The organism is Bartonella acomydis, from assembly GCF_039543025.1.
GTDB lineage: Bacteria > Pseudomonadota > Alphaproteobacteria > Rhizobiales > Rhizobiaceae > Bartonella > Bartonella acomydis.
This window is the reverse complement of the sequence record NZ_BAABIY010000039.1, coordinates 61,334-75,878: the sequence shown is the minus strand read 5'-3', so window position 1 is coordinate 75,878 and position 14,545 is coordinate 61,334. Positions and strand designations below refer to the sequence as shown.

The following is a 14,545-nucleotide window of genomic DNA, read 5'->3' as shown; positions in this document are numbered from 1 at the left end:
CAATGAAAGAGATCATACTTTATACACGTCCTCATTGTCCCTACTGCACGAAAGCGCGTGATTTACTTGATAAAAAAGGGGTCAAATATACAGATATTGATGCATCAACTTCTCTTCGCCAAGAAATGGTGCAGCGCGCTAATGGGCGTAATACATTTCCACAAATTTTTATAGGCGATTATCATGTTGGTGGCTGTGATGATCTGTATGCTTTAGAAGATGAGGGAAAGCTCAATTCTTTGTTACAAGACGTACAGAAATTGTAGAACATACTTATCGCGCGTTTTTTGCCAGAAGCAGATAGTTAACATCCATATCTTTTGAACGATTCCAGCTATCATTTAATGGATTGTAAGTAATACCAATCTCATCAATGACAGTGAGAGAATTTTGGAATAAAAAATTTTTAAGTTCCTGAGGTTTTAGGAACTTTTTATAATCATGAGTTCCTTTGGGAAGCCAACGGAGGATGTATTCAGCACCTATAATAGCGAGCCCCCATGCTTTCCATGTGCGGTTGAGGGTCGAGACAAACATTAATCCTTGTGGTTTAAGCATTTTTGCTGTGGCTTCTATAAAGAGATTAACATCAGCGACATGTTCAACAACTTCCATATTAAGGATGATATCAAATTTCTCTCCGTTCTTGGCAAGTTCTTCTGCAGTTGTGACGCGATAGTCGATTGAAAGGCCACTTTGTGCTGCATGGATTTTTGCTACTTCAATATTTGTGTGTGCCGCATCAGCTCCCACGACCGTAGCGCCAAGGCGTGCCATTGGTTCACATAACAAACCACCTCCACAGCCAATATCAAGAATTCTCAAATTTTCAAAGGGCATAAGTGAAACAGGATCGCGATTAAATTCTAAACAGATTTTTTCTCTGATATAAGCAAGACGTGTAGGATTGAATTGATGAAGAGGACGAAATTTTCCTTGTGGGTTCCACCATTCCGCAGCGATACGTGAAAAATGATCAATTTCATTTTGATCAATAGTGGTATGTTTTTCATTTATCATATCGCTTTCCTTTTATTTAAAATGATCAACTCAAGTGGATTTTATCTTAAAGTCAAGAAGAATTAATATAAGTATAACTAAACTTGCACAAATGATAGATATTCTGTATGTGGAGAAGTGATTTATTGAGATGGTAGTAGGATCTTATGTTCATTGTTATTTGAGATAAGAAACATAAAAGTTAAGAGTATTGTTGATGGCACGCATTGTCATGAAATTTGGTGGAACATCTGTAGCAAACATTGAATGTATTCACAATGTTGCGCGGCATGTTAAAAGAGAAGTGGATGCAGGCCATGAAGTTGCCGTTGTGGTATCTGCGATGGCCGGTAAAACCAATGAGCTTGTTCAGTGGACATGCGATGCTTCACCAATGCATAAAGATGCTTACGAATATGATGTGATTGTTGCTTCTGGTGAACAGGTAACGGCAGGATTGTTAGCTCTTACACTTCAAGCCATGGGAGTGAATGCACGTTCATGGCTTGGTTGGCAGATTCCTATTCATACGGATGATGCACATAGTCGTGCACGTATTACAAATATTGATGGATCTTTTTTAATACAACGTTTTCAAGAAGGTCAGGTTGCAGTTATTGCTGGCTTTCAGGGGATAGCTCCGGATAATCGGATTTCTACCTTAGGGCGTGGTGGGTCAGATACAACAGCTGTTGCAATCGCAGCAGCTGTACAAGCTGATCGCTGTGATATTTATACAGATGTAGACGGTGTTTATACAACTGATCCACGCATAGAACCTAAGGCACGTCGTTTATCAAAAGTGGCTTTTGAAGAGATGCTGGAAATGGCTTCTCTTGGAGCAAAAGTTTTACAAGTTCGTTCTGTTGAGTTGGCTATGGTTCATAAAGTTCGCACCTTTGTGCGCTCAAGTTTTGAAGATCCCGATGCATTAGACATGGATGATCCAATGAACTCTTCTGGAACACTTATTTGTGATGAGGATGAAATCGTGGAACAACAGAATGTTACTGGCATTGCTTTTGCTAAAGATGAAGCTCAAATTTCATTGCGTCGGCTTGCAGATCGCCCTGGGATCTCTGCAGCAATCTTTGGTCCTTTGGCTGAGGAGCGCATTAATGTTGATATGATTGTGCAAAATACTTCTGAAGATGGCTCAAAAACTGATATGACTTTTACTGTTCCATCAGCAGATGTTCATAAAGCCGTTTCACTTCTTGAGAAAAATCGTAAAGAGATTGGATTTGATGTTATCCAATTTGAAAGTGATCTTGCTAAAATATCTGTTATTGGTATTGGAATGCGCAGCCATGCGGGTGTTGCAGCTACAGCTTTTAAGGCTTTGGCTGAAAAAGGTATTAATATTCAAGCAATTACAACTTCCGAAATTAAGATTTCTGTTTTGATTGATAGTGCTTATACTGAACTTGCGGTGAGAACATTACATGCTGTTTATGGACTTGATAAGAGTTAAAAATTTTTTAATTCTCAATTGCAAGAAACGTAAAGTTTTCATTTGCATGAATGATTTGTTTTATAAGCATAATTTATACGTTCAGTTTAAATAAGAAGAATTCATACAGTGAAATTCTTTCTTTTAAAATTTTCTTATGATGAAGCAAAAAACTACTTTCTTGCGTATTAAAAGCAAGATTGGCACAGGAATAAAAATTATTTAAGAGACAACATAAAATGCTTCTTATAAATCGTTTAGATATAAAGAAAAAGGAAAGAAAAATTGTTTATAATAAGTGTTGGGGGATAAGACGAATGCACCATGTGCATGTTATGAAAAGGGGATTTACTTCATAATCAAAATCATAGAGCTTACAAATTTTTCTTTTTTGTTGGTTCAAAATTAAAAATGTTATTTTGGCTGTAAATAATTTATAAAAATTTTAAGTTCTCACACTAAAGAGGAGAGTGCTCTTGATATCATACCACTGATGTAGGGAGATAAAATACCTTCTCTTTAAACAAGAAGATTTGAGGTATAAAATGACGTAAATTATGGATAGAGAGAAAATGTATCTTAATAAAGATATTTATAATTCCATGTGGTCTTTGCAGCAATATTCTGGTTCTCTTGTTGCTCTATGTGGATTTGATGGGAGTGGAAAAACCACGCAAGCACAAGAGATTTCTCGCCATTGGGCACAAGAAAAACATATTATATAAACTTTTCACTCAGCTATTGTTATAGAAATAATCAAGAGGTGAGAGATTATTTAGAGAATGGAAAATCAATTGATTTATTGCTTTTAGCGCTTTGAGCCACAACAGATAGATGAAAGCATATACTTGAAATTATCGACCCCTCTTTAACTTCATCACAAAATTTATTAATCAGTGATCGATATGTTTATTCTAGTCTTGCTTATTTCTATACTCGAGGTTTCTCTCTTGAAAGTCTGATTAAAATTAAATCAATCTGTTCCAAGATCATATCACATTTTATCTTCATTTACCGCTTGCTGCTATTATTAAACGTTTACAAAAAAGGAGCGTTTTGGCCTTAAAATATGAAGAAAAATTCTCATTTGTTGAAAAAGTTTGTGAAGTATATCAACTTTTATCAGAAATAGACGAACGATTTGTCAAGATTAATCGAACTGTTCCTGTTTCTTTAATCCAAAATCAAATACGACACTATATAAACAATGCTTGTTTTAACGATAAATAAATTATACCCACTTATGAAACTATTATTGAAAAATTTATCTGTAATCTATTTTCCTTTATGACCTAATTTAGATATGAAGCGTGGCGATATAAGAACGATCTGTAGAGACAGGCTGAAATATATTTGTGTGCAGAGAATAAACTAAGGGTAGAGGCGATAATAATAACAGCGTCTTTTTTTTGAGGTTTAATATTCTTTTGTCTCAACAGTAAAAATAGCGCTTAATGTTTTTATAGAGCTCTTCAAATTGTTCATTTAACCGACAAGAATATAAGATAAAAATATATGAGCAAGCAAATACACCCATTTCAAGGATCGTAGGTAAAATCTTGGTTATGCTAAAAGATCAATCTGACAGAACAGATGATTTTTTGTTTTATTGAGCACTATAAAATCTTTTTATTGCGCTTGATGTAAATAACCCCATATCCAAGACCGGCAAGAGCAGATAGACCAGAACCACAAAGGACACCAATTTTTGCAGAGTCAAGCAAGATAATATCTTTAAAAGCAAGCATTGAAACAAAGATAGACATTGTAAAACCAATCCCTGCTAAAAAACCAATGAGTAAAATACCTGCCCATGTCATCTGAGGTGGCAAGCGACAGAGTCCTGATTTTACTGCCAGATAACTAGCAGCAATAATACCAAAAGGTTTTCCAACAAAAAGACCAATAACAACACCGAGCACAATCAAGAATGATTCATGAGAAGAAAGATCAAAATTTGCAAAACTAACACCAGCATTTGCAAAAGCAAAAATTGGCATAACACCGTATGCAACCCATGGGTGCAATGCCTTTTGAACACGCGTTACTGGCGCAATCATATCGCGTTGCCCTTTACGCATTTTTTTCAATGCAGTTGAGATATGATGCAGATCTGTTTTGCTATTTTTTTCTTGAAGAACTTGCATTGCATTGCTTAGCATAGTGAGAGGTGCAACAAGGGTGCGGGTAGGATAGACAGGAGTCATCATACCTAAAATCACGCCAGCAAGTGATGGATGAACACCTGTTGCCATTAATCCCCACCATATGATTGCACCAGGTAGAATGTACAGCCATGCCGATGCGAGTCCAATCCATTGAAAAAAGAGCACCAAACCAATCCCTGCTACTGCAATCATAAGACCACTAGGATCAATGTTTGTGGAATAGAAGAAAGCAATAATGAGAACAGCGATAATATCATCAATAATTGCTAAAGATAAAAGAATGATATGAAGATTAGAAGGAACTTTTTTCCCAAGAAGAGCTAAAATACCTAGTGCAAAGGCAATATCTGTAGCTGTTGGCACAGCCCAACCATGTGTATGTCCTCCATTCAAGTTCAAGCTGAGATAAATAATTGCGGGAAGACATACCCCACCTATGGCAGCAACAATCGGCAAAATGGCTTGTTTAAAGTCGGCAAGAGCGCCTTCATGAATTTCACGTCGAATTTCCATTCCTGCGACGAGAAAAAAGACAGTCATGAGAGCATCGTTTACCCAGAAATGTAAATCCCATGAGAGGGAAAAATGACCAAAGCTAAAACCAAAAGGCGTATGCCAGAAAGATTCATAAACAGAAGCATATTGAGAATTGGCAAAAATGAGAGCAGCTGCAGCGGCGAGTAAAAGAACAATACCACTGAGAGCTTCAATATGGAGAAAACGCTCGATAGCGGAAAGAGCTTGATTTGTGACACGAGAAGCGCGGTTAGGCAAGCGATTTGAAGATAAATCAGACATGAACAACTCCAACTATCGACAATTTTACGAATAGATATTCTTTGTGTAAATTACTTTACAGAAAGCTCTCTTCTATCATACAAAAGAAAAAAGATGAATAAGGCCATTAAATTTATAGACAAGATCATCAATTTAAAACGGAATATATTTTTTAAGGCGATGCTTGATTTTTGACCACAAGATATACTTTATTCAAAACTGTGGACAAATCATTTTGTAGGGCAGACTGAAGATCATTGATCGTAAGCCCTTTATTGTCTTTCGCTTTAATTTTAATGGCTAATGTTTGAGGATGTTTAGCGAAGTCACCAAAAGATTTTGAAATTTTTTCTGCTTCGTCATGGCTTTTTAACAGCAGTTTTGGGCTTTGTGTCATCATCAGGTAAAAATAGTTATAGAGTTCTGCTTTGAGATCATGTTTTTTATCGTCGAGATTTTGTGCAAGATAAGAAAAAAGCTTATCAATAAAACCAGCATCTGTATAGCGAATATCAATATCATTGATACCAAGATTTTGAGAGGCAGCGATCATCACATTTTTCTGACCAGAGAAGAGTTTTTCATCAACATCAATCACTTTGGCGGATATTTTTCCAGAACCAACATCTTTTATGTTGAAAGACATTGCATTAAGAAAAAGCATACGTTTTTTATCATCATAAGAAATATCCACTTTTCCTGAAATATCAAAGCGCTCAAGATTTATTTTTTTGAGCAAATCGAGATCTTTTTCTTCTAGTTTTTTAGGTAAAATTGAAAAGTTTTTTAGAAAAAGAAGCAGTTTTTTTGGTATAGGCTGTTTCCACAAGCTTGGTTCAAATTGGAATGATTCAAGTGTCGCTTTGAACTGCGGTATATCAACGCTAACATGATCAACCTTAGCATCAGCAGAAGTAATAGCAAGCAGTGTGTTTAGAAGAATACCATTTCGTGCTGTTTTCTCAGCGTCCTGATTATTTTCTTTCCTTGCGTTAAGGTACGTTTTGATCAATTTTTCAGGCGTTTGCTCGAGCGGTTTCATTTTTAGACCAGATGTTTTAAACTGGCCGAGAGAAAAAGAGGCATTTTTTTCTTTATTCTCAAAAATATTGACTCTGATATTATTAAGAGAAATGGGACCGGTAACGGTTTTCCCTTTATTGATAGAATTGTTTTTTCCAAAAATGATAGAGTATGCGTAATTGATATCGAGATCATGTGCTTCTATTGCATCACTTTTAGCGGTAAGGTGCATTTGTTTAGTATCATTTCCAGTAATTGCTGTTATCCCCATGTTTTTGAGACTAATAGAACGAATATACCCCTTTTTAAAATCAAAAAGCTGAAAATTCTTTATTTCCAATTTTTTGACTTGTTCATTCACATTTTTTACAGAAAGTTGTATATCCGGAGCAACAATAGAGCCAAGTTCAATACGCATAATTGATTGCAAAAGACGTGATGTGAGTGTGCTATCTTTTTCCTTTAAAGAGAGGCTATTGAGAGCAATTTGTGGAACTTTCACGTGGATATTCTTATACTGTAAATCAACGTTATAAAATATAAAAGTTCCAGGAATAAAAGAAATAGGGGGGCGCGCAGAAAGAGCACCAATTTTAAGAGATACACCGGCAGGGACGGGGAGTGTAACATTTGTCAAATTAACCCTGCCTATAATGCTGATATCAGATGTTTCTGCTTTTATAGAACGGCGCGCTATTTCTCGTTTTACAAAACTGTTAAGGTAGGGTTTTGCCATATAAAAACCACCGACAAAAACGATGAGCAAAATAGCAAAAAAACCAATAATGCATGTTAACCAGTATTTTAGTTTTCCCTGATGCGCACCATTAATATTAACCATTTTTTCTTCTTCCGCTTTCACTTGATATGAGAATATAAACAAGTTCTTTTAAGCAACGATAAAGGTTTAGATATGGCATGCACCAAACAGTTATCCATTTCACCTGCTTTGTACATGTAGAACCATTCTCGTCTTTTTGGCAATACGCTTTTATTCTCTGTCACCAATTTTCTTTAATTTCAGCATTTTATAATGAGGCAGCCTCTATCGTTTATGATGATGTTGATCATTAAATTATTTTTAAAGTGTTTTCATGTCAGCTTTTATCTTGCTGCTATTTATAGGAACAGTTAAAAAATAAAAGATGTGTTTTTGTGATTGTAATCTAATGGAGAGAGATGGGTGTCATGACAGAAGATCAGATAATGGCGTTTTCTATCATTGGTCTCATGATGATTATTTTTATTTGGGATAGATTCCGTTATGATCTTGTTGCTATTTGTACATTATTGATTGCTTGTGCTGTTGGTCTTGTCAGTCCGAAGGAGGCTTTTAGCGGTTTTAGTAATGATATTGTTATTATTGTTGGAAGTGTGTTTGTTGTCAGTACGGCTGTATCACGTTCTGGTATCATGGAATTTATTATCCAACGACTATGGCCAGATGTGAAATCAGTACGCCTTCAATTGGCTTTTTTGGTTATTTCTGTAGTGTTTTTGTCAATGTTTGTGAAAAATATTGGCGCGTTGGCTATCATGCTGCCGATTGCTTTTCAATTTGCTCGTCGTTCTCAGGTTTCTCCGTCTGTCTTTTTGATGCCTATGGCGTTTGGTTCTTTGTTAGGCGGTCTTATGACACAGATAGGAACTTCTCCCAATGTCGTTATTTCAGCGATGCAAGAGCGTCTAGCGGGGGTACCTTTTACCATGTTTGATTTTACACCTGTTGGGGCAGCTGTTGCTACTGCTGGTGTATTATATGTGGTATTTTTTTCTTGGCTTTTACCTGTGCGGATACGTTCAGGTGTATCGTTTGATGATGCTATTGATATTCGTAACTATGTTACAGAAGTCTATATTCCAATGAATTCACCGGTTATAGGAAAAACGATTATTGATTTGGTTAAGCCATCAAGTGGTGATGTCATGGTGATTCAAATCATCAGAAACAATATATCTATTTCACCACTGCCAGATTTTGTTTTATCTGAAAACGATATTGTTTTGCTGGAAGGTTCACATACAGGGTTAGATAGCGTGATGAACTCTGCTCGTTTAGAATTTTCTACTGGTCGAACTATTCCAGCGGGTGATAAAGACAGTGACATTGATATTATTGAGGCCGTTATCACACATAATTCTCCTCTTATTGGTATTAGTGCGAAAGAGTTTTCACTCCTTGATCGCTATGATGTAAATTTTCTTGCGTTAAGTCGTCAGCATGAAAGAATTCGAGGAAGGCTTGGTGATATTATTTTCCATCTTGGAGATGTGATTGTTTTGCAAGGGCAGGATATGATTATTCCCAATTTGTTACGAGAATTGAAATGTTTGCCTTTAGCAAAACGGAATATCGTATTTGGTAATTTACGACATGGTTTGGTCTCTTTAGCTATTCTCTTTATAGCGATCATTTTTACGGCTTTTCATATTGTTCCTGTTGCTGTTTCTTTTTTTTCTGCTGCCGCTGCAATGGTTATCTTTCGCGTTTTGCCAGCACGTGATTTATATCAAGCGTTAGATGGCCAAATATTAGTCTTATTAGCAACTCTTATTCCAGTAAGTGCGGCGCTAGAGAAGACAGGATGTACGGATCTCATAGGCCAGTGGCTTAGCCATTTGGCAGTATTTTTTCCACCATCTGGTGCATTAGCACTTATGTTGGTGACAGCCATGTTGGTAACGCCGTTTTTAAATAATGCGGCAACAGTGATGATGGTAGCCCCAATCGCATCAAGTTTTGCGCATTCTCTTCATTATAAACCTGAAGCCTTTCTGATGGCTGTTGCTATTGGTGCGGGGTGTGAGTTTCTCACACCTATTGGACATCAAAGTAATATGCTTGTGATGGCCCCAGGGGGATATCGGTTTAGTGATTACCCGCGATTTGGTGCACCACTAGCGGTATTGGTAGTCATTGTTGCTGTTCCAATGCTTATGTGGATTTGGCCATTACAATAAAATGTTTTTAGAAACTGTATCGATTACAAAAGTTTGTTAATCGTAAAAAATAAGTTGAAAAGATAGAGTTTATGCAAAGAGCTTCGCTTAAGACTTGTTTTTTTAATGAATTGCCTTCTCATTGTTATTTGTCAATGAATAATTGTAACCAGTGCAACAACTGTTATTTTAAGTTTTTAAGTAATCCCTATAGCTATGAAGAGAGAGTGGTGAATAACTCTTGATATTATCGTTAAGCGTGGCTTGTTGAATATCAAGGCGATGATAATTTTCCCAAAATTTAAAGAGGTGGAAAAACTATAATATGAACCAAAGGGCAGTTACATCGTTTGGGGCTGTAACATTTGTAAAACTCCAAGCAATTCTGATGCACTTTAGATTTGAGACGAAGGACTTAGAAATTTTAATTTTTTTTAGTTAATTAGGGCTACCATCTTTGTTCATTTATGCGTAAAAGCATAGATTAAAGTAATTTTTTCAAGGTATGATATATGTCGTATGATAGTTTTATTGCTGAAGTGAATGCGGAATTTCGTCAGGAAAAGGCTGTTGCTTTTTGGAGACGTTATGGTTTTTCGATTATTGGAGCAGTCGTTCTTTTTATATTGATGATAATTGCTTATCAAATTTACCATCATCAGCAAATAAAGAAAGCTGGTTATATTGGTGATGCATTTGTAAAAAGTCTTGATTTTGCAGATACACGTCATTTTGATGAGGCAGTAAAGCAATTAGAAACTGTTAAAGCCTCTCATTTTGGGGGATACCCTTTTCTTGCTCGTTTACGTGAGGCTTCTTTATTCATGGAACAGGGTAATACTATAAAATCGGTAGAGATTTTTGATTCTGTTGCAGCTGATAAAGCAGCTCCCCCAATTTTACGGAAAGTTGCAAAAATTCGTGCTGCTTATATTTTGGTTGATACAGGGACCTTAGCTGATGTCGAAAAGCGTATCAAAGATATGGCAAATGATATTGATCCTATGCGTATGTCTGCGAGGGAAGCTTTAGGTTTAGCTGCCTATAAAGCAGGAAAGATTGATGAGGCCGTTGATTATTTTAAGAAAATTTCTGCAGAAGGTATACTGAGATCAAAAATTATAGATCGAGCACGGATAATGCTTAGCCTTATGCAAGCTGAAGGCAAGGCAAATAAGGAATAAATTTATGAGCCTTACCATTGCTATAGTGGGTCGCCCCAATGTTGGGAAGTCAACACTCTTTAATCGTTTGGTTGGGCAAAAATTGGCGTTGGTTGATGATAAGCCAGGCGTTACACGTGATCGGCGTATTCATGCGGGCAAACTTCAAGATTTGCGTTTTGATGTGATTGATACAGCTGGGCTGGAAGAGGCGGCTGATCATACACTTGAAGGTCGTATGCGTTCTCAGACAAAAATGGCTATTGATGAAGCGGATCTTATTTTATTTATGTTTGATGCAAAAAGCGGCATAACACCGAGTGATTTAAATTTTGCTTCATTGGTGCGCAAGTCAGGCAAACCAATTGTACTTGTTGCTAATAAAATTGAGGCAAGAGCAGCCAAAAGGGGAGAGTATGAAGCATGGTCATTAGGTTTAGGAGAGCCTTGTCTAATATCTGCTGAACATGGTTTGGGGCTGAGCGATCTTCGTGATGCAATTGTAGAGGCAGTTGGCAGAGGGTACGCCTTTGCAAGTAACAACGAAGAAGAATATATTTCTGTACAGCCTGCATCTGTTGGTGATAATGTGGGAGTTCTGCGGGAAGAGGAGCTTATTTATGATGAAGATGCGCCTATTCGGATTGCAATTGCGGGGCGTCCAAATACAGGAAAATCTACTCTCATCAATAGTATGTTAAAACAAGAGCGATTGTTAACAGGACCTGAAGCAGGACTAACACGTGATTCTATTTCTGTAGATTGGGAATGGCGTGGTCGTCATATTAAACTTTTTGATACTGCAGGTTTGCGTAGAAAATCAAAGATTCAAGAAAAATTAGAAAAACTTTCTGTTGCTGATACTTTACGTGCTATTCGTTTTGCAGAGGTGGTGGTGATTGTTTTTGATGCAACTGCACCTTTTGAAAAGCAGGATTTACAAATTGCTGATCTTGTGATTCGTGAAGGGCGCGTCCCACTTATTGCTTTTAATAAATGGGATCTTATTGAAAATAGTCAGGTCACATTGCTTGATTTGCATGAAAAATGTAGTCGCCTTCTTTCTCAAGTTCGTGGTTTGAGAGCGCTTCCTTTATCGGGCCAATACGGTCAAGGGATTGATAAATTGATGGAAAATGTCATGATGGTGCACCGTGTGTGGAATCGCCGTATTTCTACGGCCAAATTGAATCAATGGCTTGAAACTGTCATAGTACATCACCCACCGCCTGTAGTTTCGGGACGCCGTCTTAAGGTGAAATATATCACACAGGTTAAAACACGTCCTCCTGGATTTATGCTTTCTTGTTCGCGACCAAAGTTAATGCCTCAATCCTATTTGCGTTATCTGTCCAATGGATTACGTGATAAATTTGATATGCTTGGTGTACCTATTCGCATATCGTTACACACATCTGATAATCCTTTTACAGCAAGTTCCAAAAAGAAATAATTCTTTTTTGAGTAAGTAAACTCCCATTGAAGAACGCGTGAAAAATAAGATTTTTTATTGAAACTATTTTTTATTCACGAATGATGGATAAAATATACAATATTTAAGTTATTTCTAAAAGATATTTTTTCAACATGTTTAGAGTTATGCCATGAGGATAGGTATCGTTTGTTAGAGGGAAGTAGCAACGCATTATTCGCAGAATAAGAGATAATTATTTGCAAGGTGCAGAGGGGTTGAGGTTTATAAAATTGGAAGGTACATTATTTATTGCGATAAATTGGTGATAGATTTCTTTTAGCGTCTTGACGAATAAATTTGCGAACAATATGATGCTTGCTTTATAAAATACATTATTCACTCTGCTTTTTATCTAAGGAGCTGATGATGGCAAAGGGTAAAGGGCCCATTGTGCCAGGAGATGAGGCTGCGGGAGAGGAGCAAAGCGCTTGTTCTCATTCAGAGGATTTGAAATGTCGTAGTCAGAAGTTAGATTTAGCTTTAATGCGTAAACAAGCATTAAAGAAGCGGGAGCAGAAGAAAAGGGGAGGGGAGCAACAAAGTGGAATTGCACGCGCAGTTAAGCTTTCCAGTGAGTTTTTGGCAAGTATTATTGTGGGTGTTATATTGGGGTTGGGATTTGATAAGATAGCAGGTTCATTACCATGGGGGTTGGTATTTTTTCTTTTTCTTGGATTTGCTGCTGGTATATTGAGTATTCTTCGGTCTGTGGGGTATATTCCTCCCAGTCAATTAGGACAAAAAGGCGTATTGCGCCAAGATAAAGGGACCAATAAGAAAAGGTCCGATAAATGAGGTTGAAGTGACGTCGCACGCTCCAGATCCTATTCATCAGTTTGAAGTTTCAAGACTGATTAAGATTTCCATAGGGAATATGGATTTTTCATTTACAAATGTATCTTTTTTTATATTGGCTACAGTTGTTATAACTTCAGTTTTTCTCTTCATTTCGTCATCAAGTCGTGGATTAATTCCAACGCGGATGCAGTCTCTTTCAGAAATGGCGTATGAATTTGTAGCCTCAACTTTACGGGAATCATCTGGAGTGCAGGGAATGCGATTTTTTCCCTTAGTTTTTTCCTTATTTAGTTTTATTTTGGTTGCTAATTTTATAGGTCTTTTCCCTTATTTTTATACCATTACTTCTCAGATTATGATCACCTTTTCACTGGCGATGTTGGTTATTTTAACGGTAATTGGTTATGGTTTTTATAAACATGGAATTGGTTTTTTAAAACTGTTTGTTCCCAGTGGTGTGCCTGTTATGATTTTGCCTCTTGTGACGATGATTGAGGTTATTTCTTTTCTCTCTCGTCCTATCAGTCTCTCACTTCGTCTTTTTGCTAATATGCTTGCTGGTCATATTACCCTCAAAGTATTTTCTGGTTTTGTTGTTTCAATGATTGGGGTAGGAATCGTAGGCATTGGCGGTTCAGTTTTACCGCTTATTATGACCGTAGCAATTACTGCTCTCGAATTTTTGGTTGCATTTCTTCAAGCTTATGTCTTTACAGTTTTAACTTGTATGTATCTTAATGATGCAATTCATCCAGGACATTAATAAAACTGGCGGTTTTCCGTCGAATGGTACACTTTCGCTTTAAAGGAGAATAATATGGAATTAGTGCTTGCAGCAAAATATATTGGTGCTGGTCTTGCTTGCTTTGGTATGGCGGGAACAGCTTTAGGGCTTGGAAATATTTTTGGTAGCTATCTTTCTGGTGCATTACGCAATCCATCAGCTGCTGATAGCCAATTTGGTCGTCTAGTGTTCGGTTTTGCTGTGACAGAAGCTTTGGGTATTTTTTCATTGCTCATTGCTTTGTTGCTTCTTTTTGCGGTTTAAGCAGCTTCTAAGTAAGGGTATGTCGGTTTTCTTTGAGAAGTAGACATATCCTTTTGGCTTTAGCAGAAGGAATGTCAGTCACTTGTCATCAGTGTAAAAAGCTTTTTATTAAGTTGTTTGAAGGATAAAAGAGAATGTTTGTTTCCAGCGCTTATGCACAGACCACTGAAGGATCAATAGAGCATATAAAGAATGCGGCAGCGCACGCAGATCGTGTATTTCCGCCGTTTGATTTTGTGCATTTTGCTTCACATCTTTTTTGGTTGGCGATTTCTTTTGGGCTTTTTTATCTTTTCATTTCTCGTGTGATTGTACCACGGATTGGTGGTGTTATTGAAACACGTCGGGATCGAATCGCATCTGATTTGGATCAGGCAATGCGTATGAAGCAGGAAGCAGATACTGTGGTTGAAACTTACGAGCGAAAATTAGCAGAAGCACGTTCTCAAGCTTATGTTATAGCACAAGCTGCTAGTGAAGAAATAAAAGAAAAAGCTGAACTTGAACGAAAAGAAATTGAAGCAAGTTTAGAAAAAAAGCTAACAGATGCTGAAAAAAATATCACCAAAATACGTGATAAAGCTATGCAAAATGTTGGTGTAATTGCCGAAGAAGTAGCTCTTGAAATTGTGAAAAAATTGATTGATGTTGATGTTAGCAAAGAGACTGTTCATTCTGTTGTGAAAGCTGCAGATTACTAAA

Annotated in this window: 13 protein-coding genes; 10 read left to right on the top strand and 3 right to left on the bottom strand. The window is 36.9% G+C overall.

What is annotated here, in order from left to right; genetic code table 11:
• Positions 1-2 precede the first annotated feature (2 nt).
• The gene (grxC, locus tag ABD909_RS06040) at positions 3-266 is read left to right on the top strand and encodes a glutaredoxin 3 (RefSeq protein ID WP_345097057.1); all 264 of its coding nucleotides are present in this window, start codon (positions 3-5) and stop codon (positions 264-266) included.
• Between the two features lie 7 nt (positions 267-273).
• Here the strand turns inward: grxC and ubiG are convergent, their stop codons facing one another.
• Complete coding sequence (gene ubiG / locus ABD909_RS06035; protein WP_345097056.1) at positions 274-1,020, bottom strand: bifunctional 2-polyprenyl-6-hydroxyphenol methylase/3-demethylubiquinol 3-O-methyltransferase UbiG; 747 nt, start codon at positions 1,018-1,020, stop codon at positions 274-276.
• Positions 1,021-1,216: 196 nt separating this feature from the next.
• Between ubiG and ABD909_RS06030 the strand changes: the two genes are divergently transcribed.
• The gene (locus ABD909_RS06030; RefSeq protein ID WP_345097055.1) at positions 1,217-2,473 is read left to right on the top strand and encodes an aspartate kinase; all 1,257 of its coding nucleotides are present in this window, start codon (positions 1,217-1,219) and stop codon (positions 2,471-2,473) included.
• A 551-nt stretch (positions 2,474-3,024) separates the two neighbouring features.
• A complete protein-coding gene (locus tag ABD909_RS06025; protein ID WP_345097054.1) occupies positions 3,025-3,177 on the top strand; it encodes a hypothetical protein in 153 nt (50 codons plus the stop codon).
• 891 nt (positions 3,178-4,068) lie between these two features.
• Here ABD909_RS06025 and nhaA read toward each other — a convergent pair.
• Together nhaA and ABD909_RS06015 are read right to left on the bottom strand one after the other, a co-directional pair.
• Positions 4,069-5,418 carry a Na+/H+ antiporter NhaA gene (gene nhaA, locus ABD909_RS06020; RefSeq protein ID WP_345097053.1) on the bottom strand — a complete coding sequence of 450 codons (1,350 nt, stop codon included), beginning with the start codon at positions 5,416-5,418 and terminating at the stop codon, positions 4,069-4,071.
• A gap of 151 nt (positions 5,419-5,569) precedes the next feature.
• Positions 5,570-7,261, bottom strand: coding sequence for a hypothetical protein (locus tag ABD909_RS06015; RefSeq protein ID WP_345097052.1), 1,692 nt, complete (start codon positions 7,259-7,261; stop codon positions 5,570-5,572).
• A gap of 347 nt (positions 7,262-7,608) precedes the next feature.
• On the opposite strand from ABD909_RS06015, the gene ABD909_RS06010 reads away from it, so the two are divergent.
• The 7 genes from ABD909_RS06010 (at position 7,609) to ABD909_RS05980 (ending at position 14,544) form a co-directional block, all read left to right on the top strand.
• On the top strand, positions 7,609-9,381 hold the full coding sequence (locus ABD909_RS06010; protein WP_345097109.1) for an SLC13 family permease: 1,773 nt from the start codon (positions 7,609-7,611) through the stop codon (positions 9,379-9,381).
• A gap of 491 nt (positions 9,382-9,872) precedes the next feature.
• Complete coding sequence (locus ABD909_RS06005) at positions 9,873-10,544, top strand: DUF2659 family protein (RefSeq protein WP_345097051.1); 672 nt, start codon at positions 9,873-9,875, stop codon at positions 10,542-10,544.
• 4 nt (positions 10,545-10,548) lie between these two features.
• Positions 10,549-11,976 carry a ribosome biogenesis GTPase Der gene (gene der, locus ABD909_RS06000; protein ID WP_345097050.1) on the top strand — a complete coding sequence of 476 codons (1,428 nt, stop codon included), beginning with the start codon at positions 10,549-10,551 and terminating at the stop codon, positions 11,974-11,976.
• 387 nt (positions 11,977-12,363) lie between these two features.
• Positions 12,364-12,792, top strand: coding sequence for an AtpZ/AtpI family protein (locus tag ABD909_RS05995; protein ID WP_345097049.1), 429 nt, complete (start codon positions 12,364-12,366; stop codon positions 12,790-12,792).
• A 7-nt stretch (positions 12,793-12,799) separates the two neighbouring features.
• Positions 12,800-13,558: a F0F1 ATP synthase subunit A gene (locus ABD909_RS05990; protein WP_345097048.1), complete on the top strand. Its 759-nt coding sequence runs from the start codon at positions 12,800-12,802 to the stop codon at positions 13,556-13,558.
• Positions 13,559-13,612: 54 nt separating this feature from the next.
• Positions 13,613-13,843: a F0F1 ATP synthase subunit C gene (locus ABD909_RS05985; RefSeq protein WP_006589457.1), complete on the top strand. Its 231-nt coding sequence runs from the start codon at positions 13,613-13,615 to the stop codon at positions 13,841-13,843.
• A 134-nt stretch (positions 13,844-13,977) separates the two neighbouring features.
• On the top strand, positions 13,978-14,544 hold the full coding sequence (locus tag ABD909_RS05980; protein WP_345097047.1) for a F0F1 ATP synthase subunit B: 567 nt from the start codon (positions 13,978-13,980) through the stop codon (positions 14,542-14,544).
• Position 14,545: the final 1 nt, after the last annotated feature.

Excerpts from the sequence above, each read along its gene's own strand:
- grxC (WP_345097057.1), top strand. The coding sequence starts at position 3 with ATGAAAGAGATCATACTTTATACACGTCCTCATTGTCCCTACTGCACG.
- ubiG (WP_345097056.1), bottom strand. The coding sequence starts at position 1,020 with ATGATAAATGAAAAACATACCACTATTGATCAAAATGAAATTGATCAT.
- ABD909_RS06030 (WP_345097055.1), top strand. The coding sequence starts at position 1,217 with ATGGCACGCATTGTCATGAAATTTGGTGGAACATCTGTAGCAAACATT.
- ABD909_RS06025 (WP_345097054.1), top strand. The coding sequence starts at position 3,025 with ATGTATCTTAATAAAGATATTTATAATTCCATGTGGTCTTTGCAGCAA.
- nhaA (WP_345097053.1), bottom strand. The coding sequence starts at position 5,418 with ATGTCTGATTTATCTTCAAATCGCTTGCCTAACCGCGCTTCTCGTGTC.
- ABD909_RS06015 (WP_345097052.1), bottom strand. The coding sequence starts at position 7,261 with ATGGTTAATATTAATGGTGCGCATCAGGGAAAACTAAAATACTGGTTA.
- ABD909_RS06010 (WP_345097109.1), top strand. The coding sequence starts at position 7,609 with ATGACAGAAGATCAGATAATGGCGTTTTCTATCATTGGTCTCATGATG.
- ABD909_RS06005 (WP_345097051.1), top strand. The coding sequence starts at position 9,873 with ATGTCGTATGATAGTTTTATTGCTGAAGTGAATGCGGAATTTCGTCAG.
- der (WP_345097050.1), top strand. The coding sequence starts at position 10,549 with ATGAGCCTTACCATTGCTATAGTGGGTCGCCCCAATGTTGGGAAGTCA.
- ABD909_RS05995 (WP_345097049.1), top strand. The coding sequence starts at position 12,364 with ATGGCAAAGGGTAAAGGGCCCATTGTGCCAGGAGATGAGGCTGCGGGA.
- ABD909_RS05985 (WP_006589457.1), top strand. The coding sequence starts at position 13,613 with ATGGAATTAGTGCTTGCAGCAAAATATATTGGTGCTGGTCTTGCTTGC.
- ABD909_RS05980 (WP_345097047.1), top strand. The coding sequence starts at position 13,978 with ATGTTTGTTTCCAGCGCTTATGCACAGACCACTGAAGGATCAATAGAG.